The organism is Kiloniella litopenaei, from assembly GCF_000982415.1.
Taxonomy (GTDB): Bacteria; Pseudomonadota; Alphaproteobacteria; order Kiloniellales; family Kiloniellaceae; genus Kiloniella; species Kiloniella litopenaei.
This window is the reverse complement of the sequence record NZ_LANI01000004.1, coordinates 26,582-50,592: the sequence shown is the minus strand read 5'-3', so window position 1 is coordinate 50,592 and position 24,011 is coordinate 26,582. Positions and strand designations below refer to the sequence as shown.

Here is a 24,011-nt window from a genome sequence, read left to right as displayed (position 1 = left end):
GGACCAGAACGCAGCAAATTGTTTAAAAGAGCATCTGCCTGTAAATTCAGAGTTCAATGAGAATCGTCTGAACAAAAGATGCCAGCTTCTTGATCTTGTCATACAGACTTGCATTGTTTTTTTTGCACAGCTATAGGTAATAGTGACAAACCAGTGTGCGAAAATACATCATGAATCCTACTTTTGACTGGAATGACCTCCGCCCATTCCTCGCCGTAGCGCGAACAGGAAAACTGACGATTGCCGCAAAGCGCCTGAAAGTGGACCATACCACGGTCAGCCGCCGCATTCAGGCACTCGAAACCGCGCTAAACGCTACCTTGTTCGAACGTGGCCCCCAAGGCTATGCTTTGACAGAAATCGGACAGCGATTGCTTGGGGCCGCAGAGTCCATGGAAACCATGGCAATGGGCGTGCAAAACGAGATTGCCGGGGCAGATCTGGACTTGACCGGCGCCGTCAGAATTGGCGCACCGGATGGTTTTGGCAGTTATTTTCTGGCGCCTAGAATTTGTGATCTTTGCCGATCTCATCCCGGGTTGGAAATTGATCTCGTCGCCATGCCGCGCATGTTCAGCCTTTCCAAGCGTGAAGCAGACATCGCCATCGGTCTTAGCCGCCCCACAGAAGGGCGCCTGCGATCCCGCAAACTCACCGATTACCGCCTGGGGCTTTACGCATCGCCTGAATATCTGGAACGCCGGGGGCCGATAAAGAATAAAGATCAGCTAAAAGAACATCGTCTCGTCGGCTATATCGAAGACCTGATCTTCTCTCCGGAATTGAACTACGTGCCCCAAATCGGCAAAGAACTACGCCCGCAACTTCGCAGTACAAACCTGATTGCCCAGATGCACGCAACCTCTACGGGGGCTGGCATTTGTATCCTGCCCTGTTTCATGGCGGATAATCAGGAGAATCTGGTCCCGGTCCTGCGCGAAGAAGTCAACTTCATGCGTACCTTTTGGCTTATCTATCATGCCGACCTTCAGGGGTTTGCCCGCATACGAGCCGCCGTCGATTTTATTGTTGAGAAAGTAACCCGCGAGAGAAAAGTCTTCCTGCCCGAAGCATGAACCAGAGCTTTTTAAACCAAGACTCTTGATTTTTTATAACCAGACAATTACCTGGCCATGTTCCAGCTTTAGATGACTAATTATTTTTTCTTCGAAGCCTGTTCGAGAAATACTTTGCGCCGTACCTCTTGCGCATAATCCCCCAGAAAATTGCTTCAATTAGCAAGATATTAACCAGTAAATACTTAAATATCTATGTCACCAAGAAAAATACCCTCTATGAATGAAAACCCATAGAGACAAAAAAGTTGTTACTTTAGTGTAAACAACGCCATGGGAACATTTTATGGAAACAGAGAATAAATTTTCTCTCAAAAATCTAACCCCGGCACTATTACTGATTTTTTTCAGTAGTATCTATCTGGGATACATGTATTTCCGCCCAGCAGAGAGCGTTCAACAGCTTGCAGTGCTGTTTTCCCCAGAACACACTTTTCAGGAAAATATAGAAGCGTTAGATACTTTGGATGCCCGTTTAGTCCGGATTGGGTATTGGGATAATTTGCTTATTGTCGATTTTGGCAAAGAAATCCCGGTTTCGGATATACAGCTTCCTTCTGCATTATTATTGCTTGATGCGATTGCAACGGGCAGCTGCTTCTTCACTAAAACATAAACTCCATGGTAAATTCAAGTCACGTAAATTCACGTACAGATTAATCACAAGAGTCCAGACTTATGAATGACTTACAGACAATTAGAACCCGCGCTGCAAAGATGTTTATTCTATTCATTTTTGCGCACATCATTTTAACACCAGTAATAGCCATCATACTCGGGGTTCCATTTTTAGACGTAACAGTTATGACAGTCGCCGTATCTCTGGCGGTTGGCCTGACATGGAAGTTTGCAGGCATTAATTCAGCGACAACACACTATATTATTGCTGTTGGATTAAGCCTAATGCCCGCCATCATTACCTACCTTTTCAAAGGGCATCCGTGGCAAATCGATATTCACATGTATTTTTTTGCAAGTCTGGCCATGGTAACGGCCCTTTGCAATTGGAGAGCCATAATCATTGCCGCAGCGACTGTCGCTGTTCATCATCTGGTCCTTAATTTTGTTATGCCAATGGCAATCTTCCCAAATGGAGCAGACCTTTATCGCGTCGTGCTTCACGCCGTCATTGTCATCGCCGAAACCGTCGTTCTTTTGTGGCTGGCTATCAAGTTAGAAGCCGCCTTCAGTCAAGCTGCAGCCGCACTATCAGAGGCGACCTTTGCTCAGAAAGAAATTGAAAAAGCGCGTGAAGAGCAACTGTTGACGGAACAAACAGCAAAAGAAAAAAACAATGAAGCACGGCTACAGATGGCAAATGATTTTGAAGCTTCTATTGGTCGTATTATTTCATCACTGTCTGGATCTGCTGACGGTATGAGAACTGTTGCCCAGGACATGTCCAGCGCAGCAACACAGTCGTCTAGCCAAACATCCGTGGTTGCAAGTGCTGCAGAAGAAGCGTCAACAAATGTCCAGTCTGTTGCCGCTGCTACTGAAGAATTATCAGCATCCATTAATGAAATATCATCCCAAGTTCAACGTTCAGCCGACATAGCAAACAATGCCGTAGAAGAAGCATCCCTTACCAACGACAAAATTGAGGGACTGGCCCTTGCAGCTGATAAAATTGGTGAAGTCGTCAAGCTTATTAACGACATTGCAGAACAAACCAATCTGTTGGCACTAAACGCGACAATCGAGGCAGCAAGAGCCGGAGAAGCCGGAAAAGGCTTCGCAGTCGTTGCATCCGAAGTGAAGTCTTTGGCAAATCAAACAGCCAAAGCCACAGAAGATATTTCATCCCAGATCAACTCTATTCAATCCGAGACGAAAGATGCCGTTTCAGCAATTCAAAGTATCTCAGGTACCATCAAATCAATTCATGAAGTTGCAACGGCAATTGCTTCCGCTGTTGAAGAACAAGGGGCAGCAACATCTGAGATAACAATGTCAGTTCAGCAAGCTGCCAGTGGTACTGACCAAGTTACGTCGAATATTATCCAAGTAAGAGAAACCGCAAATGCAACCGGCTCGGCAGCTCATCAAGTACAGAGTTCGGCATCAAGTCTAGCCGAGGAAGCCGGGCAGTTAGAAAAACAAGTAAGAGATTTTATTGGACAATTGAGAACAACTGCCTCATGAGAACAGCAAAAGCCCCAACCAAAAAAGTTGGGGCTTTTGTGTACGAGATACGACCAGAATAGATTAAGACAAAAAGCCAAGATTACTGATTGGCAAGGACCTGATTAATTGGCCCCAGGTTCAGGAACAGTGTTTCCCCGGTTGAATCATCAACACCATCGTTATCTGTCACCGCATAAACTGTTCCATCTGATGCAACGGTCAGACCTTCCAGTTTATCAGGGGTCCAACCGTTCGATTGCCGCAAATCCGCAAGAACATCTCTGATCAGAGTCTTTTTAAGTACGGGAACTTCTTTGGCACCCAACTCAGCAGCGGCTGTGTGACGGACAGACACACGGTAAATCCGCTTGATTGCGGCATCAGGACCACCTTTGTTATCACGCTCTACAATTGCCAGGTCGCCATTACCAAGGCTGGTAATCTCGCTCAAACCAACCCAACCGCCAGCAGGACTTTCAGGAGCATCAAGACGATAGGCATTTACACCCCAACTACCTGTTTTCAGATTGTGCGAGATAATCTTGGCATAGCCCTTAGGATCATCTTTCCATGCCCGTTGCACAGCAATGTAGAGTGTATCACCAGAGAGTGTGATCCCTTCCAGACCGTGTTTTTTCATCTGGCCTTCCAACTCAACAGGTAAAGAAAGCTCTTTTGCCACCTGTCCGGTGGGCAAGACATGCAGGATTTTACTCTCGCGTTTTTCCGGCTTGCCTTCTGAGGCAACCCAAAAACTTCCGTCCGGTGCGGCAGTAATTCCCTCAAGGTCAAGGTTTTCAACAGGCTTGCCGTTCTTTGTAATACGGCGGGAAGAAACAATACGGGCAGGACTTGCGGAAACGTCCAGGGTAAAAATGTCTGCCGTAGAATAGAAACTGTCATTTACAGCGTAGAGGATGGAAGGATCTGTTGCATTAGCTGCAAGGCCTGACAAGGCACCCCAACCTATTGGTACTCCGTTCGGGCCATCCACAGAAACGATTTGTGGCAGCTGCGCCCCTTCTGATCCTTGCTTATAAATAGTGATGTTGGAACGGAAACCATCTTTAGCTTTGTCTTTTTCATTGGCAATGACCACCAATCCACGGGATGGAATGGTCACGATACCTTCCGGACCAACCCCACCTGAAGGCAAGCCCTGAACAAAATCAAAGCGATTGTTCAGACCACTTTCAGTCTTCACATCGTGGTATACCCCGATCAGATTTGCCCGCTCCAGCCCGACAAAGACCAAGTTATCTTCACCGAAGGTACCAACGGTTACGCCTTCTGGCTCCGTTCCTTTTTTGTGAGAACGCTTTTCAGGATAGTGGCCCATGGAAACAGCGAGGCGTTCTGTCTGTGATCCGCTGTCAAAAAGAACCGCACCGGTCTTGGAGAAGACAGTAAAGCCTCTGGAACCACCTTCGTAGTCGCCTTCGTTTGCTGTGACAAAACGATTGTCATCAATCCAGGAAACAGCATCAGGTTCACGCTTGAGATCCTGAAGGCTTTCGGTCAGCGAAATAGACTTGTCTTTGGTACTATCAACGCCTGTGAGAGAAGAGGTTCCAGCAGAGTAGTGATTAACAACCTTGGCAGTTTCCAGATCAACAACAACGATGTGATTATTTTCCTGAAGCGTCACAACAGCCTGATTAAGACCATTGATAGAAACAAATTCCGGTTCAGGATCTGAAGGAGCAATATCTGCAAGGCCAGTTAAATCAGTAATGGAGACAGCATCACAGTTTGAAAGCATTCCCTTATCATCCAGGGTAAAGCTTGCAAGGTGTCCTGCAGGAGCCTGCGGGATCACACCCTCGTTAAGATCTTCATCACGCTCATTCTCAATGGCAATCGCGAGATATTTCCCATTTGGGCTAAGTGCCACGCTATCCGGCTGCCCCGCCACATCGCACTTGGCGATTACTTTGCTGGACTTCAAATCGACAACCACAAGGTGACCCGATGGCTTCACATAGCTTTTAGAGGTATTTACACCGACATAAGCATAGTTTCCGTTAACAGAAACGGACGTTGGTTCTCCACCGACCTTGATCACCCCCGCTGCTTTGGGATTTGCAGGATCAAAGATATCAACCTTACCAATGGCTTCCAGTTCTGAATCTGTGTAGACCAGCATAGTGCCGTTCATAGCTGACGCAACAATTTCAGCAACTGTTTCGGTCGTCTTTTCTTCGCCTTTTGGCAGGTTTTCATAAATTGGAAAAGAAGATAGACGGCTGAAAGGCTCAACGGCCATGGCTGATGTTGCCAAGCCCATGGCAAGAACTGCCAGGCTTGCTGATTTACCCAAATTTTTCATAAGAAGACTCCCAAAGGCTGGTATATTTTGCTCCCCTTGTCATGCAACCTTGAGATTTCAAACGCGTGACAGATCCATGTCACTTTTGGGAATTCTATGTAATGGGTTGAGCTTGAGTGTCCCATTGGCTCCGACGCATGGCAAAAACCATCTCATCCGTCCAGCAACCTTTCACCCATTCGTTCTCAATAAAATGTGCTTCTAATTCAAGTCCGAGCTTCTTCATTAACCCAGCCGAGGCTTTATTTCGTCCATCACACCGACCTTTAATGCGGTGCATCCCCAGAACCTCAAATCCATACCGCAGTATTTCCATAGAGGCTTCGTAACCATAACCTTTACCATGGTGCTCAGGATTGAAGACAAAACCGATTTCCCCCTGAGAGAACTCTGCACTGGTTAAAATCAGCACCAAATCTCCAATAAATGCACCAGTCTGCTTCTCCTCTACAGCCAAGATCAAGGTATCACCATCATCTTTGAGACTATTCATCTCTAGTCTCTTTGTAAGCCTTTCCTGGGTTTCTTCGCGGGTCTGCACTTCGCCATAGAGATAACGCACGACTTCTTCCTGGCTGAGCAATTTATAAAGGTTATCCAGATCACCCTCATTAAATCTTCTCAGGTTCAATCTTTCGGTTTCTAACGTGAGATTATTGATATCAACAACAGAAATGCTCGGAGCGGCTTGGGAAGAAGTCATTTAAGGCTCATTAAAATAAGGCTCATTAAAAATAAAAATTATGACGGGAAATTCATAAGGAATAAGTGTCAGCGATATTGTCAATATTTCCCTGCAAGGTAAAAGCTTTTCATAAAAAGCCTAAAACTCTATCCTCCCATCTCACAAAACATAGCCTAACTAACTGTTATATATGAATTATAATTATTTATTTGACGTTTACGTAAAATGCGTAAAAACTATACCTATGACAGAGAGACGCTTCTACACCATTTCCGAACTAACCGCAGAATTCGCGATCACAACGCGGACCCTTCGTTTTTACGAAGATGAAAAGCTGCTCAACCCGGAAAGACAGGGCAGAAAACGCCTTTACACCCCCAGAGACAGAACCCGTCTCAAGCTTATCCTTCGCGGAAAACGCCTCGGCTTTTCTCTAGCTGAAGTCCGAGAAATCATTGAGATGTATGACGACTCATCCGGCGAAAAAGGCCAGCTAGAAAAACTACAGGCCCGCATTGAAGAGAGAAAAGCGGAACTGGAACAAAAGCAACAAGACATTCTAGAAACCTTACAAGAACTCAAAGATGTCAGCAATTCCGTCGAAATGCGTCTAAACGAACTAAAAGAGATTAAATAACAATAAAAAGAAATAAACACAGGGAAGTTAACACCATGGCAATAACGAGCTTTCAACCACGCAACCCGGACTATGCAGAACTTATACGCGATAGCTATAACAACACCGGCTTTGGTAAAACGCTGGGGGCCGAGTTAACAGTTATTGAACCTGGATATGTGGAAATGGAACTGCCATTTCGCCCGGAACTATCCCAACATCATGGTTTCTTCCAAGGGGGTGTTATCGGTGCCCTTGCCGATTACGTCGGGGGCTATGCCACCTATACACTAATTGAAGAAAACGACTCAATTCTAACTGTTGAGTACAAAATCAACATGATGGCTCCCGGTGCTGGAAAAAAATTAATTGGCAAAGGCACCGTCCTAAGGGCAGGACGACGTGTTACAATCGCCCGTATGGATGTTTACGCCCTGCAAAACGATAATACCGAAGTTCATGTTGCAGCAGCTCAAGGTACCTTTATGCGCATGGAAAACAAACCTGATGTCGCCGCGACAATCGCAAAAATTCAAAAGACAAAAACAGAAAACTAAGTTTCCTTACTGGAGATAAAAATCATGAGTACTGGCCATAACTTCCCTAGTTTAAACTTCAACCTCGGTGAAGAGATCGACATGCTGCGAGACAGCGTCAAAGCCTTTGCTGATGCAGAAATCGCCCCTCGCGCAGCCGAGATTGATGAAACCAACGAATTCCCCATGGATCTGTGGCGTAAAATGGGTGACATGGGACTGTTGGGAATCACAGCTGATGAAAGCTATGGCGGCAGTGGCATGGGATACCTCGCCCATATTGTCACGATGGAGGAACTCAGCCGGGCTTCCGCTTCTGTGGCCCTTTCCTATGGTGCCCATTCTAATCTTTGCGTTAATCAGATTAAGCGTAACGGAACAGATGCGCAAAAGTCCAAGTACTTGCCAAAGCTAATCACCGGCGAACACGTTGGCGCCCTGGCCATGTCCGAACCCGGTGCTGGCTCTGATGTTGTTTCCATGCGCCTGAAAGCTGAAAAGAAAGGTGATCACTATGTTCTGAACGGGAACAAAATGTGGATCACCAACGGGCCAGACGCCGATACTCTGGTTGTTTATGCGAAAACAGATCCGGAAGCAGGCCCGAAAGGCATCACAGCTTTTATCATTGAGAAAAGTTTCCCCGGTTTTTCCGTTGCTCAAAAGCTCGACAAGCTTGGCATGCGCGGCTCAAACACTGGTGAACTCGTTTTTCAGGACTGCGAAGTCCCCGAAGAAAACATTCTTGGTAAACTAAATGGCGGGGTCCACGTTCTGATGTCCGGCCTGGACTATGAGCGCGCTGTTCTCTCAGGTGGTCCCTTGGGTATCATGTCATCCTGTCTGGATGTTATCGTCCCTTACATCCACGAACGTAAACAGTTTGGTAAAGCCATCGGTGAATTCCAGTTGATGCAAGGGAAAATGGCTGACATCTACGCAACATGGAATGCCTGTCGGTCCTATGTATATGCTGTTGGACAAGCCTGTGACCGCGGAGAGACAACCCGTAAAGATGCCGCAGGAGCCATTCTCTATTCCGCAGAAAAAGCGACCTGGATGGCGGGAGAAGCAATTCAGGTTCTCGGCGGCAACGGCTATATCAATGAATTCCCGACGGGACGTTTATGGCGTGATGCCAAGCTCTATGAAATTGGCGCAGGTACCAGTGAAATCCGTAGATACCTCATTGGTCGTGAACTCTTTGGGGAGACAGCATAATGTCTGTCATCCGTTCCAAAATTTCCCCCAGATCAGATGAATTCAAAGCCAATGCAGCTCATATGCAGGGCCTGGTAGATAACCTGAACAACATTCTGGCAGAAACGGCAAAAGGTGGCCCAGAGAAGGCACGGGAAAAACATCTCGCACGTGGCAAGATGCTACCAAGAGAACGGGTTGAGGCCCTGCTTGATCCCGGATCGCCTTTTCTGGAAGTTTCTCCGATAGCGGCTCATAATATGTATGATGCCAACATTGCCGCCGCAGGTGTTATAGCAGGTATCGGCTTGGTCTCTGGCGTCGAGTGTATGATTTTGGCGAACGATGCAACAGTCAAGGGTGGTACTTACTACCCCATGACCGTTAAAAAGCACCTGCGCGCTCAGGAAATTGCCCAGGAAAACAGGCTTCCCTGTATTTATCTGGTCGACTCAGGTGGCGCAAACCTTCCCAATCAGGATGAAGTCTTTCCTGATCGAGATCACTTTGGCCGGATATTCTACAATCAGGCCCAGATGTCTTCCATGGGCATCCCTCAAATCGCCGTTGTTATGGGCTCTTGTACTGCTGGCGGAGCCTATGTTCCCGCCATGTCAGACGAAACCATTATTGTGAAGGAACAGGGCACGATTTTCCTTGGTGGCCCTCCCCTCGTAAAGGCGGCAACCGGTGAAATTGTCTCGGCCGAAGATCTTGGCGGCGCAGATGTTCATACACGTCTGTCCGGTGTCGCAGACCATATGGCTGAAAATGATGCACATGCCCTGACTATCGCCCGCCATGTGGTTGATAATCTGAACTGGCAAAAGCCCAATCAGCTCAATCTGTCGAAGCCGGAAGATCCGCTCTATGATCCCAAGGAAATTTACGGTGTTGTCCCAAGTGATCTTAAAACACCTTATGATGTACGCGAGGTCATTGCCCGTATCGTTGACGGATCTAGGTTTGACGAATTCAAAGCCCGTTACGGCACCAGTATTGTGTGTGGGTTCTCACGTATATGGGGTTATCCTGTCGGCATTGTTGCCAACAATGGTATTCTCTTTTCAGAAAGCGCCCAGAAAGCTGCTCACTTTATAGAACTCTGTGCGCAACGGGGGATTCCCCTTGTTTTCCTACAGAACATTTCCGGCTTTATGATTGGCCGTAAATACGAGACAGGCGGCATCGCAAAAGACGGTGCCAAAATGGTCACCGCTGTTGCAACGGCTAACGTACCCAAATTCACCGTTCTGATCGGGGGAAGCTTCGGGGCCGGTAACTACGGCATGTGCGGTAGAGCCTATCAACCACGCTTCTTGTGGATGTGGCCGAATTCACGCATTTCAGTTATGGGCGGTGAACAGGCTGCCTCTGTCATGTCCACCCTTCGTCGGGATAATATCGAAGCAAAAGGCGGTAGCTGGTCAGCAGAGGAAGAAAAGGAATTCAAACAACCAATGCTGGACATGTTCGAAGAACAAAGTTCACCTTACTACGCATCGGCACGCCTGTGGGATGATGGTGTATTTGACCCCGCACGAACACGACGGGTATTGGCTTTGGGCTTGTCTGCTTCTCTTAATGCACCAATAAAAGACACCAAATTCGGTGTCTTCAGGATGTAGTAATATGACCTATCAGACACTCGAAATAGAAATTAAATCCCGCAACGCATGGGTTTGGATGAACCGCCCGGACGTTCACAATGCCCTTGATGAAGTTATGATCGCAGAATTAACCCAGGTTTTTAACGAACTGGGCAAAAATCCTGATATCAGAGCCATTGTACTGGGTGGCAGAGGTAGAAGCTTCAGTGCCGGAGCTGATCTCGGCTGGATGAAACGCGCCGCAAACTTCACCGAAGAAGAAAACCGGGTCGATGCCCTTAAACTCGCCCATATGCTCAACGCTATCGCAGTTTGTCCCAAACCTGTAATTGCACGGGTACAGGGGGCCGCTTTTGGCGGTGGTGTGGGGCTTACAGCCGTAGCAGATATCGCCATTGCCGGAGAATACGCCAAGTTTTGCCTGTCTGAAGTAAAGCTCGGGTTGGTTCCTGCGACCATTGCGCCTTATGTGGTTGCCGCAATGGGGGAAAGACAGGCGCGTCGATATTTTCTTACTGCCGAAATATTCAAATCGGATAAAGCAGCCGATATCGGCTTTGTGCATGAAAGCTGCCCGGACGAGCATCTGGATCAAGCCATAGAAGATATTTTGTCTTCCTTCAATCTTGCTGCCCCTGATGCCCTTCATGTGGCAAAGGAACTTATTAAAACGGTCAGTAACCGACAGCTCGATAACACCTTGATGAATGAAACCGCAGAGCTTATCGCTCAACAGCGGTTAAAACCCGAGGGACGCGAAGGTCTCAGTGCCTTCTTTGAAAAACGCAAAGCCAATTGGGTCGCCTAAATCGGACTTGGATCAGGAAGAATTGAATGTTTAATAAAATCCTTATTGCAAACCGTGGCGAGATCGCCAGACGCATTATCAGAACGGCGCATCTAATGGGCATAAAAACCGTTGCCGTCTATTCGGATGCCGACAGAGATGCCCCCTTTGTTCAAGAAGCCGATGAAGCCGTTCATATAGGCCCTCCTCCCCCTGCCGAAAGCTACCTTCTAGCGGATAAAATACTAGATGTTGCAAAAGCGACCGGGGCGCAGGCTATTCATCCCGGCTATGGCTTTCTTTCCGAAAATGCCAGCTTTGCCAATAGTTGCGCCGAAAATGATATTGTCTTCATCGGCCCGCCAGCTTCATCAATTATCGACATGGGGGATAAATCAGCTTCCAAACGCCTGATGCGGGAAGCTGGTGTTCCTTTATCCCCGGGATACGAAGAAGAAAATCAGGACACAGCCCACCTTGTAGAACAGGCGAAAAAAATTGGCTATCCCGTGATGATCAAAGCCTCTGCCGGTGGTGGCGGTAAAGGCATGCGGATTGTTCACGAAGCCGACCAATTCGAAGAAGCACTTGCATCCTGTCAGCGTGAATCAAAAGCAGCTTTTGGTGATGACCGAGTTCTAATTGAAAAGTTCATTGAAAACCCCCGCCATGTGGAAATACAGGTTTTTGCTGATAACCATGGCAATACAATACACCTGTTCGAACGCGATTGTTCTTCACAGCGGCGTCATCAAAAAGTCATCGAAGAAGCCCCTGCCCCCGGATTGAGCGATAAAACCCGCGATGCCATGCACAAAGCTGCGATCGCTGCCGCGGAAGCTGTTGGATATCGTGGCGCAGGTACCGTTGAATTTCTGCTCGCCCCCAATGGCGAATTCTATTTTATGGAAATGAATACACGACTGCAGGTCGAACACCCTGTTACCGAACTTATTACAGGTCTCGATCTTGTCGAGTGGCAATTACGCATTGCAGCCGGAGAACCTCTTCCGGCAAAACAGGATGAAATATCACTCTCTGGCCATGCTTTTGAGGCCCGGATCTACGCAGAAGATCCTGACAATGGATTTCTCCCTGCCACAGGAAAGCTGGTACGCCTGGCATTCCCAAGAGCCTCTGAACACATTCGCATTGACGCCGGTGTCGAACAGGGCGGCGTTGTCTCGCCCCATTATGACCCCATGATCGCGAAACTGATTACCTGGGATGAAACACGGGAAAAAGCGCTGGATAGACTTAGTGCAGCCCTGAACGACACACATATCGTCGGGCTTGAAACTAACGTGGCTTTCCTCGACAGACTTGCCAATGTCCCCGCCTTCAAGGCAGCACAGCTGGATACAGGCCTGATCGAGAGAGAACAGGAGTACCTGTTCCCCGAAAAATCAACAGCTTCAGATCTTGCCTTGATCCTCGTTTCTCTTGTCGAGCTCCAGGGACATACACCAAACATCCCTCAATCAGATCCTCATTCCCCCTGGGGTTCACAAGATGGCTGGCGTTTGGGCGGCAGAGCACAAAAAAAATTACGCTTTACTGAAAATGACCAGGAGCATAACGTCATCGCAACATATCACGCTGACGGCTACAGCTTCTTGATCAATGAACAGGAATACAACGTTTCCGGTCAGGTTAAAGAAGACCGTGTAACAGTCACGGTTGATGGAAAGATCACCAAGGCAACCGTGATTTGTCACGAATTAGAACGTCATGTTTTCTTGGATAATCAGCATTATCAGGTCCATCTGTTTGATCCTTTGATTGCGGCCGAAAATCTGGACGAAGATACAGGTGGCCTCCGCGCCCCAATGCCCGGAAAAATTATTAAGATATTTGCTTCCATCGGCGACAAAGTTTCCGCTGGCGATCCCCTGATGGTTCTCGAGGCCATGAAAATGGAACACACCATTGTTGCCCCGACCGAAGGCACCGTGAAAGCCTTTCTGGGACAGGTAAATGATCAGGTCAACGAAGGTGATGTCCTTGTCGAACTGGATAGTGAGGAATAAGATGTCTCCTACGCCCTCCCAGACTGTAAAGCTTGTAGAAGTAGGTCCCCGCGACGGGTTACAAAATGAAAAGATACTTGTTCCGGCCGATGTAAAGATAGAACTCATCAATCGCTTGTCAGAAACTGGCTTAAGCTCAATTGAGGCATCTGCTTTTGTTTCCCCGAAATGGGTGCCACAAATGGCAGATGCAAGTGAAGTCCTGTCTGGAATCACCCGGAAAGCTGAGATTAGCTATCCTGTTTTAACACCGAACCTGAAAGGGTTAGAGCGGGCAGTTGAAACAGGTGTCCAGGAAATTGCTATTTTCGGCGCAGCCTCTGAAAGTTTCTCTCAGAAAAACATCAACTGTTCAATTCAGGAAAGTCTTGCCAGGTTTGAGCCTGTTGTTCAGGCTGCCCGAGAAAAAAATATCAAAGTCCGCGGATATGTATCCTGTGTATTAGGCTGTCCTTACGAAGGGAAAATTGCCCCGCAAAAAGTGGCCGAAGTTGCAGAAGCTCTTTTTGATATGGGGTGCTATGAAATCAGTCTTGGCGATACCATTGGCACCGGAACACCCCTTGCAACCCAGCAGATGATTGAAGCCGTTTCGACGTCAGTTCCCGTAACAAAGCTGGCCGGACACTTTCACGATACCTACGGACAGGCTTTGGCGAATATTTTTGCAGCCTGGCAAAATGGCATTGCCGTTTTTGATACCTCTGTTGCGGGCCTAGGTGGGTGCCCCTATGCCCGTGGAGCATCCGGGAATGTCGCGACCGAGGATGTCGTTTATATGTTCAATGGTATGTCTGTAAAAACCGGGGTCGATATTGACAAGCTGGTAGAAACAGCTTGGTTCATTGCCGATAAACTAGATCGTCATCCAAATTCCAAAATCTCCTTGGCGATGAGAAACAAATAATCTCATCTCTTTGTACTACATAACCAAATTTGATCTTTGTTAAGAGGAAGCACGTTATGAAATTATCTGGTCTTACAGCGCTGATTACAGGCGCAGGTTCCGGATTAGGTGAAGCCGTTGCCAGACATTTGGCATCGCAAGGCGTACGCTGTGGTCTTGTGGACCTCAATGACGAAGGCGTAAACCGTGTTGCAGCAGATATTGATGCCCAAGACATTGATACAGCTGCCGTTACAGCCGATGTTACAGATCCTGACGCCGTAAAGTCAGCCGTTAAAATTATTGAAGACACACTCGGCCCCATCCGCATTGTTGTGAACTGTGCTGGTATTGCCCCCGGGGCAAAGCTCGTCGGCAGAGACGGTGCGCATGATCTCGACCTCTTTCGTAAAACAATCGATATCAATCTAGTCGGTGCCTTCAACGTAATGCGTCTGGCAGCCGAACGTATGGTGCAATACGACGAAATTGACGGTGAGCGCGGTGTTATTATCAACACGGCGTCTATCGCTGCCTGGGAAGGCCAAATTGGTCAGGCAGCCTATGCTGCGTCCAAAGGGGGAGTTGCTTCTTTGACCCTGCCACTCTCCAGAGAACTCGCCCGCAGCGCAATCCGCGTCATGGCCATCGCACCGGGCATCATGGAAACCCCGATGATTGCGGGCATGTCTGACAAGGTGAAAGATGCTTTGGTGGAAAAAAGCCTGCACCCCAAAAGACTTGGGCAGCCAGAGGAATTTGCCGGCCTTGTTGCACACATTTGTGAAAATGCCTTTCTCAATGGGTCCACAATTCGCCTTGATGGTGCCGTTCGCCTTTCCTAAATCAAAAATCACCAACAACTTTATCTGCCAACAACTTTATCTGGATGATATCCAGATCTCAGTACCGGGAACAAAATCATGTCTGATCCAATCGTTATCGTTTCTGCCGCCCGAACCCCGATGGGCTCCTTTCAAGGAGCTTTATCTCCGCTTTCAACCACTGATCTTGGGGCAGAGGCAATTAAAGCCGCTGTATCAAGGTCCGGCCTTTCGGCTGAAGACATTCAGGAAGTTATGATGGGCTGTGTTCTGCCCGCTGGTTTGGGGCAAGCACCGGCGCGACAGGCAGCAATCAAAGGTGGCCTTCCACTGTCAGCTGGCTGTACGACAGTCAACAAAGTCTGTGGATCTGGCATGAAGACGGTGATGCTGGCCCACGATGCGATTGCGTCTGGTAGTGTAGATATTGTCGTGGCTGGTGGCATGGAAAGCATGACCAATGCCCCCTACATACTACCAAAGGCACGTGGCGGTATGCGCATGGGACACGGTACTGTTGTTGACCACATGTTTATGGATGGCCTGGAGGATGCCTACTTTGACAAGGGCGGTCTGATGGGCACCTTTGCCGAAGCAACAGCAGATAAATACAAAGCCACCCGAGAAGAACAAGATAACTTTGCCATCGAAAGCCTTAATCGTGCCAAACAAGCGACAGAAGCAGGTTACTTCAAAGACGAAATTGAACCCCTGACGGTCAAAAATCGCAAAAGTGAAACACTTGTCGAAAATGATGAACAGCCATTTAAAGTTGATACGAATAAAATCCCCAAGCTACGCCCTGCCTTTCGTCCTGACGGCACGGTTACTGCCGCATCCTCATCCTCTATTTCCGATGGCGCAGCAGCCTTGGTCTTAATGCGAAAATCCGAGGCTGATAAAAAAGGCTTAAAACCCCTGGCTGCAATCAAAGCTCATGCAACTCACTCGCAGGAACCTTGCTGGTTTACCACAGCCCCCGTTGGTGCCATTGAAAAGGTACAGAACAAAGCTGGCTGGTCCAGAGATGATGTAGATCTATACGAAATTAACGAAGCTTTCGCGGTTGTAACACTGGCCGCTATCAAGGATCTTGATCTTGATCCCGCCAAGGTTAATGTAAACGGTGGAGCCTGTGCACTGGGGCACCCCATTGGCGCATCAGGAACCAGACTGATTGTCACCTTGCTACATGCCTTAAAACGCACAGGAGGCTCCAAAGGAATTGCAAGCCTGTGTATTGGTGGTGGTGAAGCCACCGCTTTGGCTGTTGAACTTTATTAAAAAACTGAACAAATCTATGTAAATTAATCATAATCCCGGTGCAACATTACCCAGTTTGGATGGATAGCACCGGGATTTTATGTTCTGCGTCATGATACCCCACAAATTGTTTCAAGCGACTCTTAAACGTTTTACGAATAATTAAACCTTATACACGACCATAGATAGTATCGCGCCCTAATGACTACATCATGAGTTAAAATGGCTAGCTGTCTAAAAACCAAAGAAAACCATGCTTTCAGTAAAACAGTGAAAATCATGGTCAAGAATGAAGCCTTCCGCTTTGAATATCGGGGGTACAAATGGGCAGAGCAATAGTCAAAAGCGTTCTGGCACTCTTTGTCTTATGCCTATGCGCCGTCATCATCTTCACCTACATAGAAACTCGACGCACACATCCCTTTCAGATGCAGCAATTGAGTCTGATGCTGCAAGAACTAAAAACAAATGAAACCCATATCAATAAAGAAGTTCTAAAACACCGCTTAGGGACAACAATAAACTACGAAGCATATGATAAAGCCGATCAAACCATAGATCAGATACTTAACACTCTGGAAAATAACCTGAATTCACAAAAACTAAGCAGTTCTGAATTTCAAACACTTTTTAGATCATATAAACGAAATCACATTCAACGAAAAAAAGTCATTAAGATATTTAAAAATCAGAATGCACTTTACAAAGATACTGAGATTTTTTTCCCTCAAGCATTGATTACCTTTTCAGAAAATCATCACAGCAACGAAGCTACGCAACTTATTCTTACCAATCTGATTAACCTTATAGCACTCGTAAATAACAACAGAGCATATAACCCTGCAGAAATAAGGATCGGGTTATCTCAACTGGTTGATAGACTCAAAGAACTTTCCCAAGACTTTGACAATGTCGAAAACAATGAACTGACAACTATTATTAATTATGCAGAGCAACTGATCACACTTGATAGAGAACTATCCGTTCTAACAAAGGATCTGACGGATTCAAAAAATCTTGCAATTCTAAATGTTCTGATTGAAACGCAAAACAACCAATTCAAGATCTATTATCAAGAAGCAGAAAACAATACACGCATCATGCTTGCGGGCACCTGTATTCTAGCACTTGGGGTCGCAATAGCTTTTCTTACCCTTTTCAAAACGACCAAATCCCTCAACAAAGCCAAAGAAAACTTGGAAGCCAGGGTAAAAGAACGTACAGCAGAACTAGAAAACGCAAAACAGCAAGCAGAAGCAGCCAACCTGGCCAAATCACGCTTTCTTGCTTCCATGAGCCACGAAATACGGACCCCAATGAACGGGGTACTTGGTATGGTAAGCTCCCTGTTGGGTAGCAATTTAACCAATGAACAGCACAACAGTGTCTTCACGATTAAAGAATCAGGCGAATCCCTTCTCTCTCTTCTTAACGATATTCTCGATTTATCAAAAATCGAAGCTGAGAAAATTGAGTTAGAAAAAATTGATTTCTCACTGCGAAAATTATTGGGCACAACCGAAGCCCTTTGGGAATCAAGGGCCAGGGCAAAAAACATCCGTTTTCAAGTACTCAACGCGCCGACAAACACAGATGTAATCAAGGGAGATCCAGGCCGAATAAAACAAATTCTTTATAACCTAATTGGCAATGCCATCAAATTCACTTTATCCGGTAAAATTTCTATCATTATTGAGCAACTCGAAACTATTGATAATAAAATAAAATTCCGTTTTGAAATTGAAGATACAGGGACAGGTATCGCATTAGAAAATCAAAGTAACCTGTTCAAAGCTTTTTCACAGGCTGATTCATCGACAACACGCAGGTATGGCGGAACAGGCCTGGGGCTCGCGATCTGTAAACAGCTTACTCACTTGATGGGGGGGGAAATTGGTGTTGAAAGTGTTGAAGGAATGGGATCAACATTTTGGTTCACAATTCTCGTTGAAAAAGGAGACGAAAAGAAAGTCCGTGCTGAGGAAGAAGCCGAACGAGCACGAGATCAGGTTCCAGAATATATTGGCAAGACAATCAAGATATTGGTCGCCGAAGACAATTTAATAAATCAAAAGGTGATTCAATCACTGCTTAGGTCATTAAATTGCAAATTGCACATCGTGAACAATGGCATAGAAGCTTACATGGCAGTCCAGAAACAAGAGTTTGATATCATCCTGATGGATGTTCAAATGCCACAGATGGACGGGCCAACTGCAACAAAACGTATTCGAAGCCTTCCAGAACCGACATCAAAGATTCCGATCATTGCCTTAACTGCAAATGCCATGAAAGGTGACCGGGAATTCTATCTTGCATCAGGTATGGATGATTATGTTTCAAAACCCATTGATCAAAGAGCACTAATAGGCGCAATTTCCAGATGGGTAAACGCATCGCACATTGATCAACCACACACAAACACTGCTGTCATAAAACCGAATGGGAAGCCATCAGAGATTACCAAAGACACCGAAGAGAGTATGAAAAAACTCCAGAATGATTTAGATGATATCTTACCCTAAAAATTTTAGGCGTTTGCTATAGGCCTGATGTCATCAATGACTTTGCCATCATTGGGCAAAGTTCCAATCTCGTTATAAGCGATTTCACCGCGCAAACGACATTCAGATCGAACTGTTTCTTCTAGCTTTTCGCGCAAACTTTCACGATCACCGTTACCAGTGATTTCGCAAAGTAACACCATACTATCTCGCCCATCTTTTTCACTAACTTCCAAACGAGCTTTTATAACCTCATCATGTTTTTCAACAATTCGGGCGATCTGTTCCGGATGAATAAACATTCCCCTTACCTTAGTTGTCTGGTCGGCGCGCCCCATCCATCCTTTAATTCGGCGATTTGTCCTGCCACAGGAACTCTGACCAGGCAGAAATGCCGACAAGTCCCCAGTTGCAAAACGTATCAGTGGATAGTTCGGATTAAAACACGTCACAATGACTTCACCAACTTCACCTTCTGCGACGAGATCACCTGTACCAGGTCGTACAATTTCAACAATTACATCTTCGTCAAGGATCATCCCCTCTAGGCTTTCGCTTTCATAAGCGATAAGACCAACATCAGCCGTCGCATAACATTGCCTGACATAGATATCCCGTTCTTCGTAGTACCGTCTTAGATCTGGGAACAAAGGCCCACCAGTCACCAAAGCACGCTTAATTGATGATATCGGCGTTTCCAAAGCATCAGCTTTTTCCAATATGATTTTTAAGAAGTCAGGTGTTCCCATATAGGTATCAGCCTGAAAGCGATTAATCGCCTGAACCTGGCTTTCTGTCTGGCCAACACCACCGGGAAAAACAGCACAGTCAAGAGTACGCGCAGCAAAATCAAACATAATTCCAGCGGGCGTAAAGTGGTACGCAAAACAGTTATGAGCAACACCGCCTTTTCGTAAACCTACCGCGTGTAAAGCACGGGCTACGCGCCAAATGTCGCCATCAATACCCTGAGGTTCGACAATAGGCCCCGGAGAAAGAAACAAACGTGCCATTTCTCCTGTTGAAACCTGTCCTAGTCCGCCAAAAGGAGAGCTAGAGCTTTGCATTTCTATCAAATTAGATTTCCGCACAACAGGTAGCGCAGCAAGATCCTTTATAGAGGTAATTTTTTGGGGATCGATATCAACGAGAGCTTCACGATAATAAGGTGCTTTTTCCTTTGCCTCAGAAAGGCACTTTTGAAGCCTAAGCAACTGATCATTTTCTCGCTCATCCTGGCTACGAGTTTCCTTATGATCAAAATAATCGGTCATAAAAAGCGATCCAATTCACAAAAGTTCAAATTCATAAAATACGCGAGACACAAAGTATGTTAAAGCCAACGCTTACGTCGTTTGAAAGACTTGATATTTTTAAATGATTTACGTTCGTTACCGCCGCCACCAAGATAGAATTCCTTGACGTCTTCGTTATTCATTAGCTCTTCAGCAGTACCATCAAGAACAATTTTACCGTTCTCCATGATATAGCCGTAATCCGCAGCACGAAGCGCCATATTCGCATTCTGTTCAACAAGCAGAACGCTAATTCCAAGCTCTTCATTCATACGCTTGATAATGCCAAAAACCTCTTTCACCAACAGCGGTGAAAGGCCCATGGAAGGTTCATCCATCATGATCAAATCTGGCCGCGCCATAAGTGCCCGACCAATTGCCAGCATTTGTTGTTCACCACCCGAGAGATACCCCGCCAGCCCCGTTCTTTCTTTTAAGCGTGGGAAATAGGTAAAAACCTTTTCCATATCTTCTGCGACATTTTTTTGTGGTTGAGTAAAAGCACCAAGACGCAGGTTTTCAATCACGGTCATATCCTGGACGATACCGCGTCCCTCCATCACCAAGAAAGTTCCGTTTCGAACCCGCTGTTCTGGTGACATTTCGGTGATATTCATACCATTATAAACAATATCACCACGGCTTACCTCACCATCTTCGGAACCTAACAGGCCCGCAATGGCTTTAAGAGTAGTGGATTTACCGGCACCATTTGCCCCCAATAACGCAGTAATTTTTCCGCGCTCTGCAGTCAGGTTCAAGCCTCTGAGCACCAAAATAACGTCATTAAAGACCACTTCAACATTATTGACAGCCAGAATTATTTCATCCTGTGTTGGGCTTTGTAGTTGAGATACAGAACTCATGTTAGAGATCCCCAGATTAAGGCCGGATTTAAATCCAGAAAATAATGATTTATAGAGAAAGGGTCAGGTCAACCTCTAGGAAGACCTGACCATCTTCACGATTAGTAACCAACCCAATCGTCACGACGCGGTAATGTCATTTCCGCAATCCGTTCGATGTTCACGGCACCATCTTCGAAAGATCCTTTGTTAATAGAAACAACGGTACTTCCACGGTGATCTTCTGGCGACCAGCTTGACGGCAGACAAACACCTTCCAGACCTTTAGGTGTCCAGTTCTGGTTCACATACATACCTTTTTTGATGTTTTCACCAGTCAACCCACCATTCGCTTTTGCCCATTCCATAGCTTCTTTCATGTAATAAGCAGAACAGACCCCACGAATGTAGTGATGCGTTGGTTTGGCATCTTTTGAGAAACCACTATCATGGGCAATTTTGTAAACCAGCGCCATTCCGTCCGCAGCAGCATCCCAGAAAGGTGTTGCTGTTGGGAAGACATAGTCTTTTGCTTCCGCAGCTTCGATCGTGAGATAATCCCCTGCCCAAACATTACCCATATAGGTAACATCGGCCCCAACAGTATTACAGGATTTCAGCAGTGAAATTACTGATCCACCCAGGTTTCCAACGTACGCATAGTTCGCACCGGACTCTTTGATAGTCAGGCACTGTGCTTTAAAGTCACCAGGACCAAGCGGAACAACAACCGGGGGCAGAACCTCTAGCCCAAGCTCAGTCGCATACTCTGCACAGCCTTCCTTAGGTGCATTTGGATACGGATGATTATCGCCTGTGTGTACAAACTTCGGATTGGCAATGCCTTTTTCCTTTGCATCACCAGCTGCCCACTGGACCAACGCACGACATGCGTCCGTATAGGATGGACCATAAAAGAAGTTATATGGCGCAGGCTTTTTGGTCTTTGGGTTCTTTCCTGTTGGGTCAGTCAAGTGCCCGGAATATGATGCTGACCAAACTGGAACCTGATCTTTTGCAACAAAAGAGATTAGAGCCTCGGTATCACCTGTACCCCAACCTTGTAGTGCGATCATACCTTTTGATTTCCACTTTTTATAGTTCGCAATTGCTTGCGGAACTTTATAAGCGTAATCAATGGTTTCCATTTCGATTTTAGTTCCATCAATTCCCCCAGTCGAATTGATGTAATCCACGGCATCACGTACACCCGGACCATAGAACTTACTCACAAACGATGTTGGACCTGTGTAATCAACAAGGTGACCAACGAATACTGAATCTTCTGCCATGGCTGGGCTACTAGCTGCCGCCAGGGCAAGTGTTGCGGCGAGAATACGCTGCTTCATGTCTTCCTCCCTTTTGGCGGCATCATTCTTATATTTCCACCCCGGCCGCCGCGGAATGAATGCCTCTCTCTTAGTGAGAGAATGGATAAAGCTTCCAACTGGCACGAATTAAACGCCAGCGATGAATAAGTCCTTCTGGCTCAAAAATCAGGAACAGAATGATTACCGCGCCAACAGACATTTCCTTGATATAGGCTTTACTTTGTTCAATGCCCTCAAAAACCACCGCCGCACTACTGGCAACCTCTTCCATAAACTGTGGCAGCAACAGAATGAAAATTGCCCCGAGCAATGAGCCTGAAACAGATCCCAATCCACCGATAATGATCATGGCCAGGAATTGAATGGACAGCAAGATCGTGAAACCTTCGACAGAAACATATTGCAGATAGTGTGCGTAAAGAGCCCCACCTAGACCGGCAAAGAAACTTGAAACACCAAAGGACATAATCCGGTAACGGGTTAGATTGATACCCATGATTTCAGCGGATAGATAGTGATCACGAACAGCAACCAACGCCCGTCCATCTCTGGAACGACGAAGGTTGCTCACGGCGAGAAAAGACACAACAACCCAGAAAAGAACCAGATAAAAATATTTCTGGTCAGTATCCAGATCGATACCTAGGAAGTTCACCACTTCGGCAGATGATCCATAAGCTCCGCCAGAGAACCAATCAGCACGGGCAAAGAAATCCTGTAGAATAAACTGTGATGCCAAAGTGGCGATCGCAAGATACAGTCCCTTAAGACGTGCAGCAGGAATCCCAAAAATCATGCCGATGGCTGTGGTCATCAAGCCCGCAAGGGGAATACAAATAAAGACAGGAATTCCAGTGGTATTATTCAGCCAGGCCGAGGCAAATGCACCAAAGCCAAAAAAAGCAGAATGGCCAAGGGATATTTGTCCAGTAAAACCAACAAGAACATTAAGACCAAGGGCTGCGATGGCATAAATACCAATCAAAATCATCTGACTGACATAAAAGTCATTCAACACCAAAGGCGCAAACAACAAGGCAGCGATCCCAACGTAAATCGTATAACCCTCTACTTTGGTACGAAACAATGATGTGTCGTCGCTGTATGTAGTTCTGAAATCACCGCAAGGGCGCGGATGAGGAACATGTGACATAGCTTAACCGCTCCCTTTCTTAGATGCGTTCAATATCTTTGGTACCGAAAAGGCCATAGGGCCTAATCATCAAAATAATGATCAGCACATAAAACGGCGCAACGGTATACATATTGCCGATGTGGAAGAACTGACCATCAAAGAATTCTGCAAGGTTTTCTAGAATCCCGATAATGACACCGCCAATAACGGCGCCAACGATGGAATCAAGTCCACCAACAATCACAGCTGGGAAAACTTTAATTCCAATAATCGCCAGCGAGTTTGAAACCGCATTTACAAGCCCCAGAACCACACCGGCGATACAAGACACCAATGCAGAGATAGCCCAGGCCATCGCAAAAACCTGTTTAACGGAAATACCCAGCGACTGCGCAACCTGCTGATTAAAGGCAGTGGCCCGCATGGCTAATCCATAACGAGAAAATTTGAAGAAGTAATAGAAGAGCCCCATCACGACGAGTGAAAGCACCAGAGACATAAGGTAAGCCGTCTCGACCTGGAGCCCGCCAATTGAAATGGTTTCATCGCCAAAGACAGAGGGAAAGCGTTCAGCGGAGTTACCAAATACCCAATTCATTAACGCCTGCATGAATATGGACAACCCGATTGTTACCATAATCACAGAGATAATTGGTTCTCCGATCAGAGGGCGCAGAATAACCATTTGTACCAGAATACCAAAAACCGTCATAAAGGCCATGGCAAACAGAAAGGCCAAGACAAAGGGCAATTGCCATTTCATGACAAAAAACCAGCAGACCCAAGCCCCAAGAACAAGAAATTCACCCTGCGCAAAGTTGACAACCTGTGTCGATTTGTAGATCAACACAAAACACATGGCGACCACGCCGTATAACAACCCAACAATGATACCATTTATCATCAGTTGGAATAAAAGATCCCAGTTCATC

At 46.5% G+C, this 24,011-nt stretch carries 20 protein-coding genes; 13 read left to right on the top strand and 7 right to left on the bottom strand.

All coding sequences use genetic code 11. From position 1 onward, the window contains the following. Window positions 1-170 precede the first annotated feature (170 nt). From WH95_RS06670 to WH95_RS06660, 3 genes are all read left to right on the top strand, one after another. The gene (locus WH95_RS06670) at window positions 171-1,076 is read left to right on the top strand and encodes a LysR family transcriptional regulator (RefSeq protein ID WP_046504781.1); all 906 of its coding nucleotides are present in this window, start codon (window positions 171-173) and stop codon (window positions 1,074-1,076) included. 286 nt (window positions 1,077-1,362) lie between these two features. Next, window positions 1,363-1,692, top strand: a complete 330-nt coding sequence (locus WH95_RS06665) for a hypothetical protein (RefSeq protein ID WP_046504779.1) — start codon at window positions 1,363-1,365, stop codon at window positions 1,690-1,692. A 62-nt stretch (window positions 1,693-1,754) separates the two neighbouring features. After that, window positions 1,755-3,221, top strand: coding sequence for a methyl-accepting chemotaxis protein (locus tag WH95_RS06660; protein WP_046504776.1), 1,467 nt, complete (start codon window positions 1,755-1,757; stop codon window positions 3,219-3,221). A gap of 82 nt (window positions 3,222-3,303) precedes the next feature. Here the strand turns inward: WH95_RS06660 and WH95_RS06655 are convergent, their stop codons facing one another. Next, on the bottom strand, window positions 3,304-5,532 hold the full coding sequence (locus WH95_RS06655; RefSeq protein WP_046504774.1) for an esterase-like activity of phytase family protein: 2,229 nt from the start codon (window positions 5,530-5,532) through the stop codon (window positions 3,304-3,306). Between the two features lie 94 nt (window positions 5,533-5,626). Further along, a complete protein-coding gene (locus WH95_RS06650) occupies window positions 5,627-6,235 on the bottom strand; it encodes a GNAT family N-acetyltransferase (protein ID WP_046504772.1) in 609 nt (202 codons plus the stop codon). 226 nt (window positions 6,236-6,461) lie between these two features. Here WH95_RS06650 and WH95_RS06645 point away from each other — a divergent pair, with 226 nt between their 5' ends. The 10 genes from WH95_RS06645 to WH95_RS20465 all read left to right on the top strand — a co-directional run bounded on the left by WH95_RS06645 (window position 6,462) and on the right by WH95_RS20465 (window position 18,494). Beyond that, complete coding sequence (locus WH95_RS06645; protein ID WP_046504770.1) at window positions 6,462-6,854, top strand: MerR family transcriptional regulator; 393 nt, start codon at window positions 6,462-6,464, stop codon at window positions 6,852-6,854. 35 nt (window positions 6,855-6,889) lie between these two features. Next, window positions 6,890-7,390, top strand: coding sequence for a PaaI family thioesterase (locus WH95_RS06640; protein ID WP_046504768.1), 501 nt, complete (start codon window positions 6,890-6,892; stop codon window positions 7,388-7,390). 24 nt (window positions 7,391-7,414) lie between these two features. Beyond that, window positions 7,415-8,590 carry an isovaleryl-CoA dehydrogenase gene (locus WH95_RS06635; protein ID WP_046504766.1) on the top strand — a complete coding sequence of 392 codons (1,176 nt, stop codon included), beginning with the start codon at window positions 7,415-7,417 and terminating at the stop codon, window positions 8,588-8,590. Next, window positions 8,590-10,197 (top strand): carboxyl transferase domain-containing protein, encoded by a 1,608-nt coding sequence (locus WH95_RS06630; RefSeq protein WP_046504763.1) that lies wholly within the window; start codon window positions 8,590-8,592, stop codon window positions 10,195-10,197. Before WH95_RS06635 ends, WH95_RS06630 begins: the two co-directional genes overlap by 1 nt. A 4-nt stretch (window positions 10,198-10,201) precedes the next feature. Next, entirely contained in the window at window positions 10,202-10,987 is a 786-nt protein-coding gene (locus WH95_RS06625) for an enoyl-CoA hydratase/isomerase family protein (protein ID WP_046504761.1), read from the top strand. A 26-nt stretch (window positions 10,988-11,013) separates the two neighbouring features. Then, complete coding sequence (locus WH95_RS06620; protein ID WP_046504758.1) at window positions 11,014-12,996, top strand: acetyl/propionyl/methylcrotonyl-CoA carboxylase subunit alpha; 1,983 nt, start codon at window positions 11,014-11,016, stop codon at window positions 12,994-12,996. Window position 12,997: 1 nt separating this feature from the next. Next, window positions 12,998-13,903 (top strand): hydroxymethylglutaryl-CoA lyase, encoded by a 906-nt coding sequence (locus tag WH95_RS06615; RefSeq protein ID WP_046504756.1) that lies wholly within the window; start codon window positions 12,998-13,000, stop codon window positions 13,901-13,903. Window positions 13,904-13,959: 56 nt separating this feature from the next. Continuing rightward, window positions 13,960-14,727 carry an SDR family NAD(P)-dependent oxidoreductase gene (locus WH95_RS06610; protein ID WP_046504754.1) on the top strand — a complete coding sequence of 256 codons (768 nt, stop codon included), beginning with the start codon at window positions 13,960-13,962 and terminating at the stop codon, window positions 14,725-14,727. 78 nt (window positions 14,728-14,805) lie between these two features. After that, window positions 14,806-15,990, top strand: a complete 1,185-nt coding sequence (locus tag WH95_RS06605) for an acetyl-CoA C-acyltransferase (protein WP_046504751.1) — start codon at window positions 14,806-14,808, stop codon at window positions 15,988-15,990. A 302-nt stretch (window positions 15,991-16,292) separates the two neighbouring features. Further along, window positions 16,293-18,494 carry an ATP-binding protein gene (locus tag WH95_RS20465; RefSeq protein WP_052741844.1) on the top strand — a complete coding sequence of 734 codons (2,202 nt, stop codon included), beginning with the start codon at window positions 16,293-16,295 and terminating at the stop codon, window positions 18,492-18,494. A 5-nt stretch (window positions 18,495-18,499) separates the two neighbouring features. On the opposite strand, the gene WH95_RS06595 is transcribed toward WH95_RS20465, so the two are convergent. From WH95_RS06595 to WH95_RS06575, 5 genes are all read right to left on the bottom strand, one after another. Continuing rightward, window positions 18,500-19,747, bottom strand: coding sequence for a phenylacetate--CoA ligase family protein (locus WH95_RS06595; RefSeq protein ID WP_046504748.1), 1,248 nt, complete (start codon window positions 19,745-19,747; stop codon window positions 18,500-18,502). Between the two features lie 59 nt (window positions 19,748-19,806). Next, a complete protein-coding gene (locus tag WH95_RS06590) occupies window positions 19,807-20,634 on the bottom strand; it encodes an ABC transporter ATP-binding protein (RefSeq protein ID WP_046504745.1) in 828 nt (275 codons plus the stop codon). 101 nt (window positions 20,635-20,735) lie between these two features. Then, complete coding sequence (locus tag WH95_RS06585; protein WP_046504743.1) at window positions 20,736-21,962, bottom strand: ABC transporter substrate-binding protein; 1,227 nt, start codon at window positions 21,960-21,962, stop codon at window positions 20,736-20,738. Between the two features lie 70 nt (window positions 21,963-22,032). Further along, on the bottom strand, window positions 22,033-23,097 hold the full coding sequence (locus WH95_RS06580; RefSeq protein ID WP_046504740.1) for a branched-chain amino acid ABC transporter permease: 1,065 nt from the start codon (window positions 23,095-23,097) through the stop codon (window positions 22,033-22,035). A gap of 19 nt (window positions 23,098-23,116) precedes the next feature. Beyond that, window positions 23,117-24,010, bottom strand: coding sequence for a branched-chain amino acid ABC transporter permease (locus WH95_RS06575; protein WP_046504737.1), 894 nt, complete (start codon window positions 24,008-24,010; stop codon window positions 23,117-23,119). Window position 24,011 lies beyond the last annotated feature (1 nt).

Coding starts and splice junctions, on each gene's coding strand:
- WH95_RS06670 (WP_046504781.1), top strand. CDS start 171: ATGAATCCTACTTTTGACTGGAATGACCTCCGCCCATTCCTCGCCGTA.
- WH95_RS06665 (WP_046504779.1), top strand. CDS start 1,363: ATGGAAACAGAGAATAAATTTTCTCTCAAAAATCTAACCCCGGCACTA.
- WH95_RS06660 (WP_046504776.1), top strand. CDS start 1,755: ATGAATGACTTACAGACAATTAGAACCCGCGCTGCAAAGATGTTTATT.
- WH95_RS06655 (WP_046504774.1), bottom strand. CDS start 5,532: ATGAAAAATTTGGGTAAATCAGCAAGCCTGGCAGTTCTTGCCATGGGC.
- WH95_RS06650 (WP_046504772.1), bottom strand. CDS start 6,235: ATGACTTCTTCCCAAGCCGCTCCGAGCATTTCTGTTGTTGATATCAAT.
- WH95_RS06645 (WP_046504770.1), top strand. CDS start 6,462: ATGACAGAGAGACGCTTCTACACCATTTCCGAACTAACCGCAGAATTC.
- WH95_RS06640 (WP_046504768.1), top strand. CDS start 6,890: ATGGCAATAACGAGCTTTCAACCACGCAACCCGGACTATGCAGAACTT.
- WH95_RS06635 (WP_046504766.1), top strand. CDS start 7,415: ATGAGTACTGGCCATAACTTCCCTAGTTTAAACTTCAACCTCGGTGAA.
- WH95_RS06630 (WP_046504763.1), top strand. CDS start 8,590: ATGTCTGTCATCCGTTCCAAAATTTCCCCCAGATCAGATGAATTCAAA.
- WH95_RS06625 (WP_046504761.1), top strand. CDS start 10,202: ATGACCTATCAGACACTCGAAATAGAAATTAAATCCCGCAACGCATGG.
- WH95_RS06620 (WP_046504758.1), top strand. CDS start 11,014: ATGTTTAATAAAATCCTTATTGCAAACCGTGGCGAGATCGCCAGACGC.
- WH95_RS06615 (WP_046504756.1), top strand. CDS start 12,998: ATGTCTCCTACGCCCTCCCAGACTGTAAAGCTTGTAGAAGTAGGTCCC.
- WH95_RS06610 (WP_046504754.1), top strand. CDS start 13,960: ATGAAATTATCTGGTCTTACAGCGCTGATTACAGGCGCAGGTTCCGGA.
- WH95_RS06605 (WP_046504751.1), top strand. CDS start 14,806: ATGTCTGATCCAATCGTTATCGTTTCTGCCGCCCGAACCCCGATGGGC.
- WH95_RS20465 (WP_052741844.1), top strand. CDS start 16,293: ATGGGCAGAGCAATAGTCAAAAGCGTTCTGGCACTCTTTGTCTTATGC.
- WH95_RS06595 (WP_046504748.1), bottom strand. CDS start 19,747: ATGACCGATTATTTTGATCATAAGGAAACTCGTAGCCAGGATGAGCGA.
- WH95_RS06590 (WP_046504745.1), bottom strand. CDS start 20,634: ATGAGTTCTGTATCTCAACTACAAAGCCCAACACAGGATGAAATAATT.
- WH95_RS06585 (WP_046504743.1), bottom strand. CDS start 21,962: ATGAAGCAGCGTATTCTCGCCGCAACACTTGCCCTGGCGGCAGCTAGT.
- WH95_RS06580 (WP_046504740.1), bottom strand. CDS start 23,097: ATGTCACATGTTCCTCATCCGCGCCCTTGCGGTGATTTCAGAACTACA.
- WH95_RS06575 (WP_046504737.1), bottom strand. CDS start 24,010: ATGAACTGGGATCTTTTATTCCAACTGATGATAAATGGTATCATTGTT.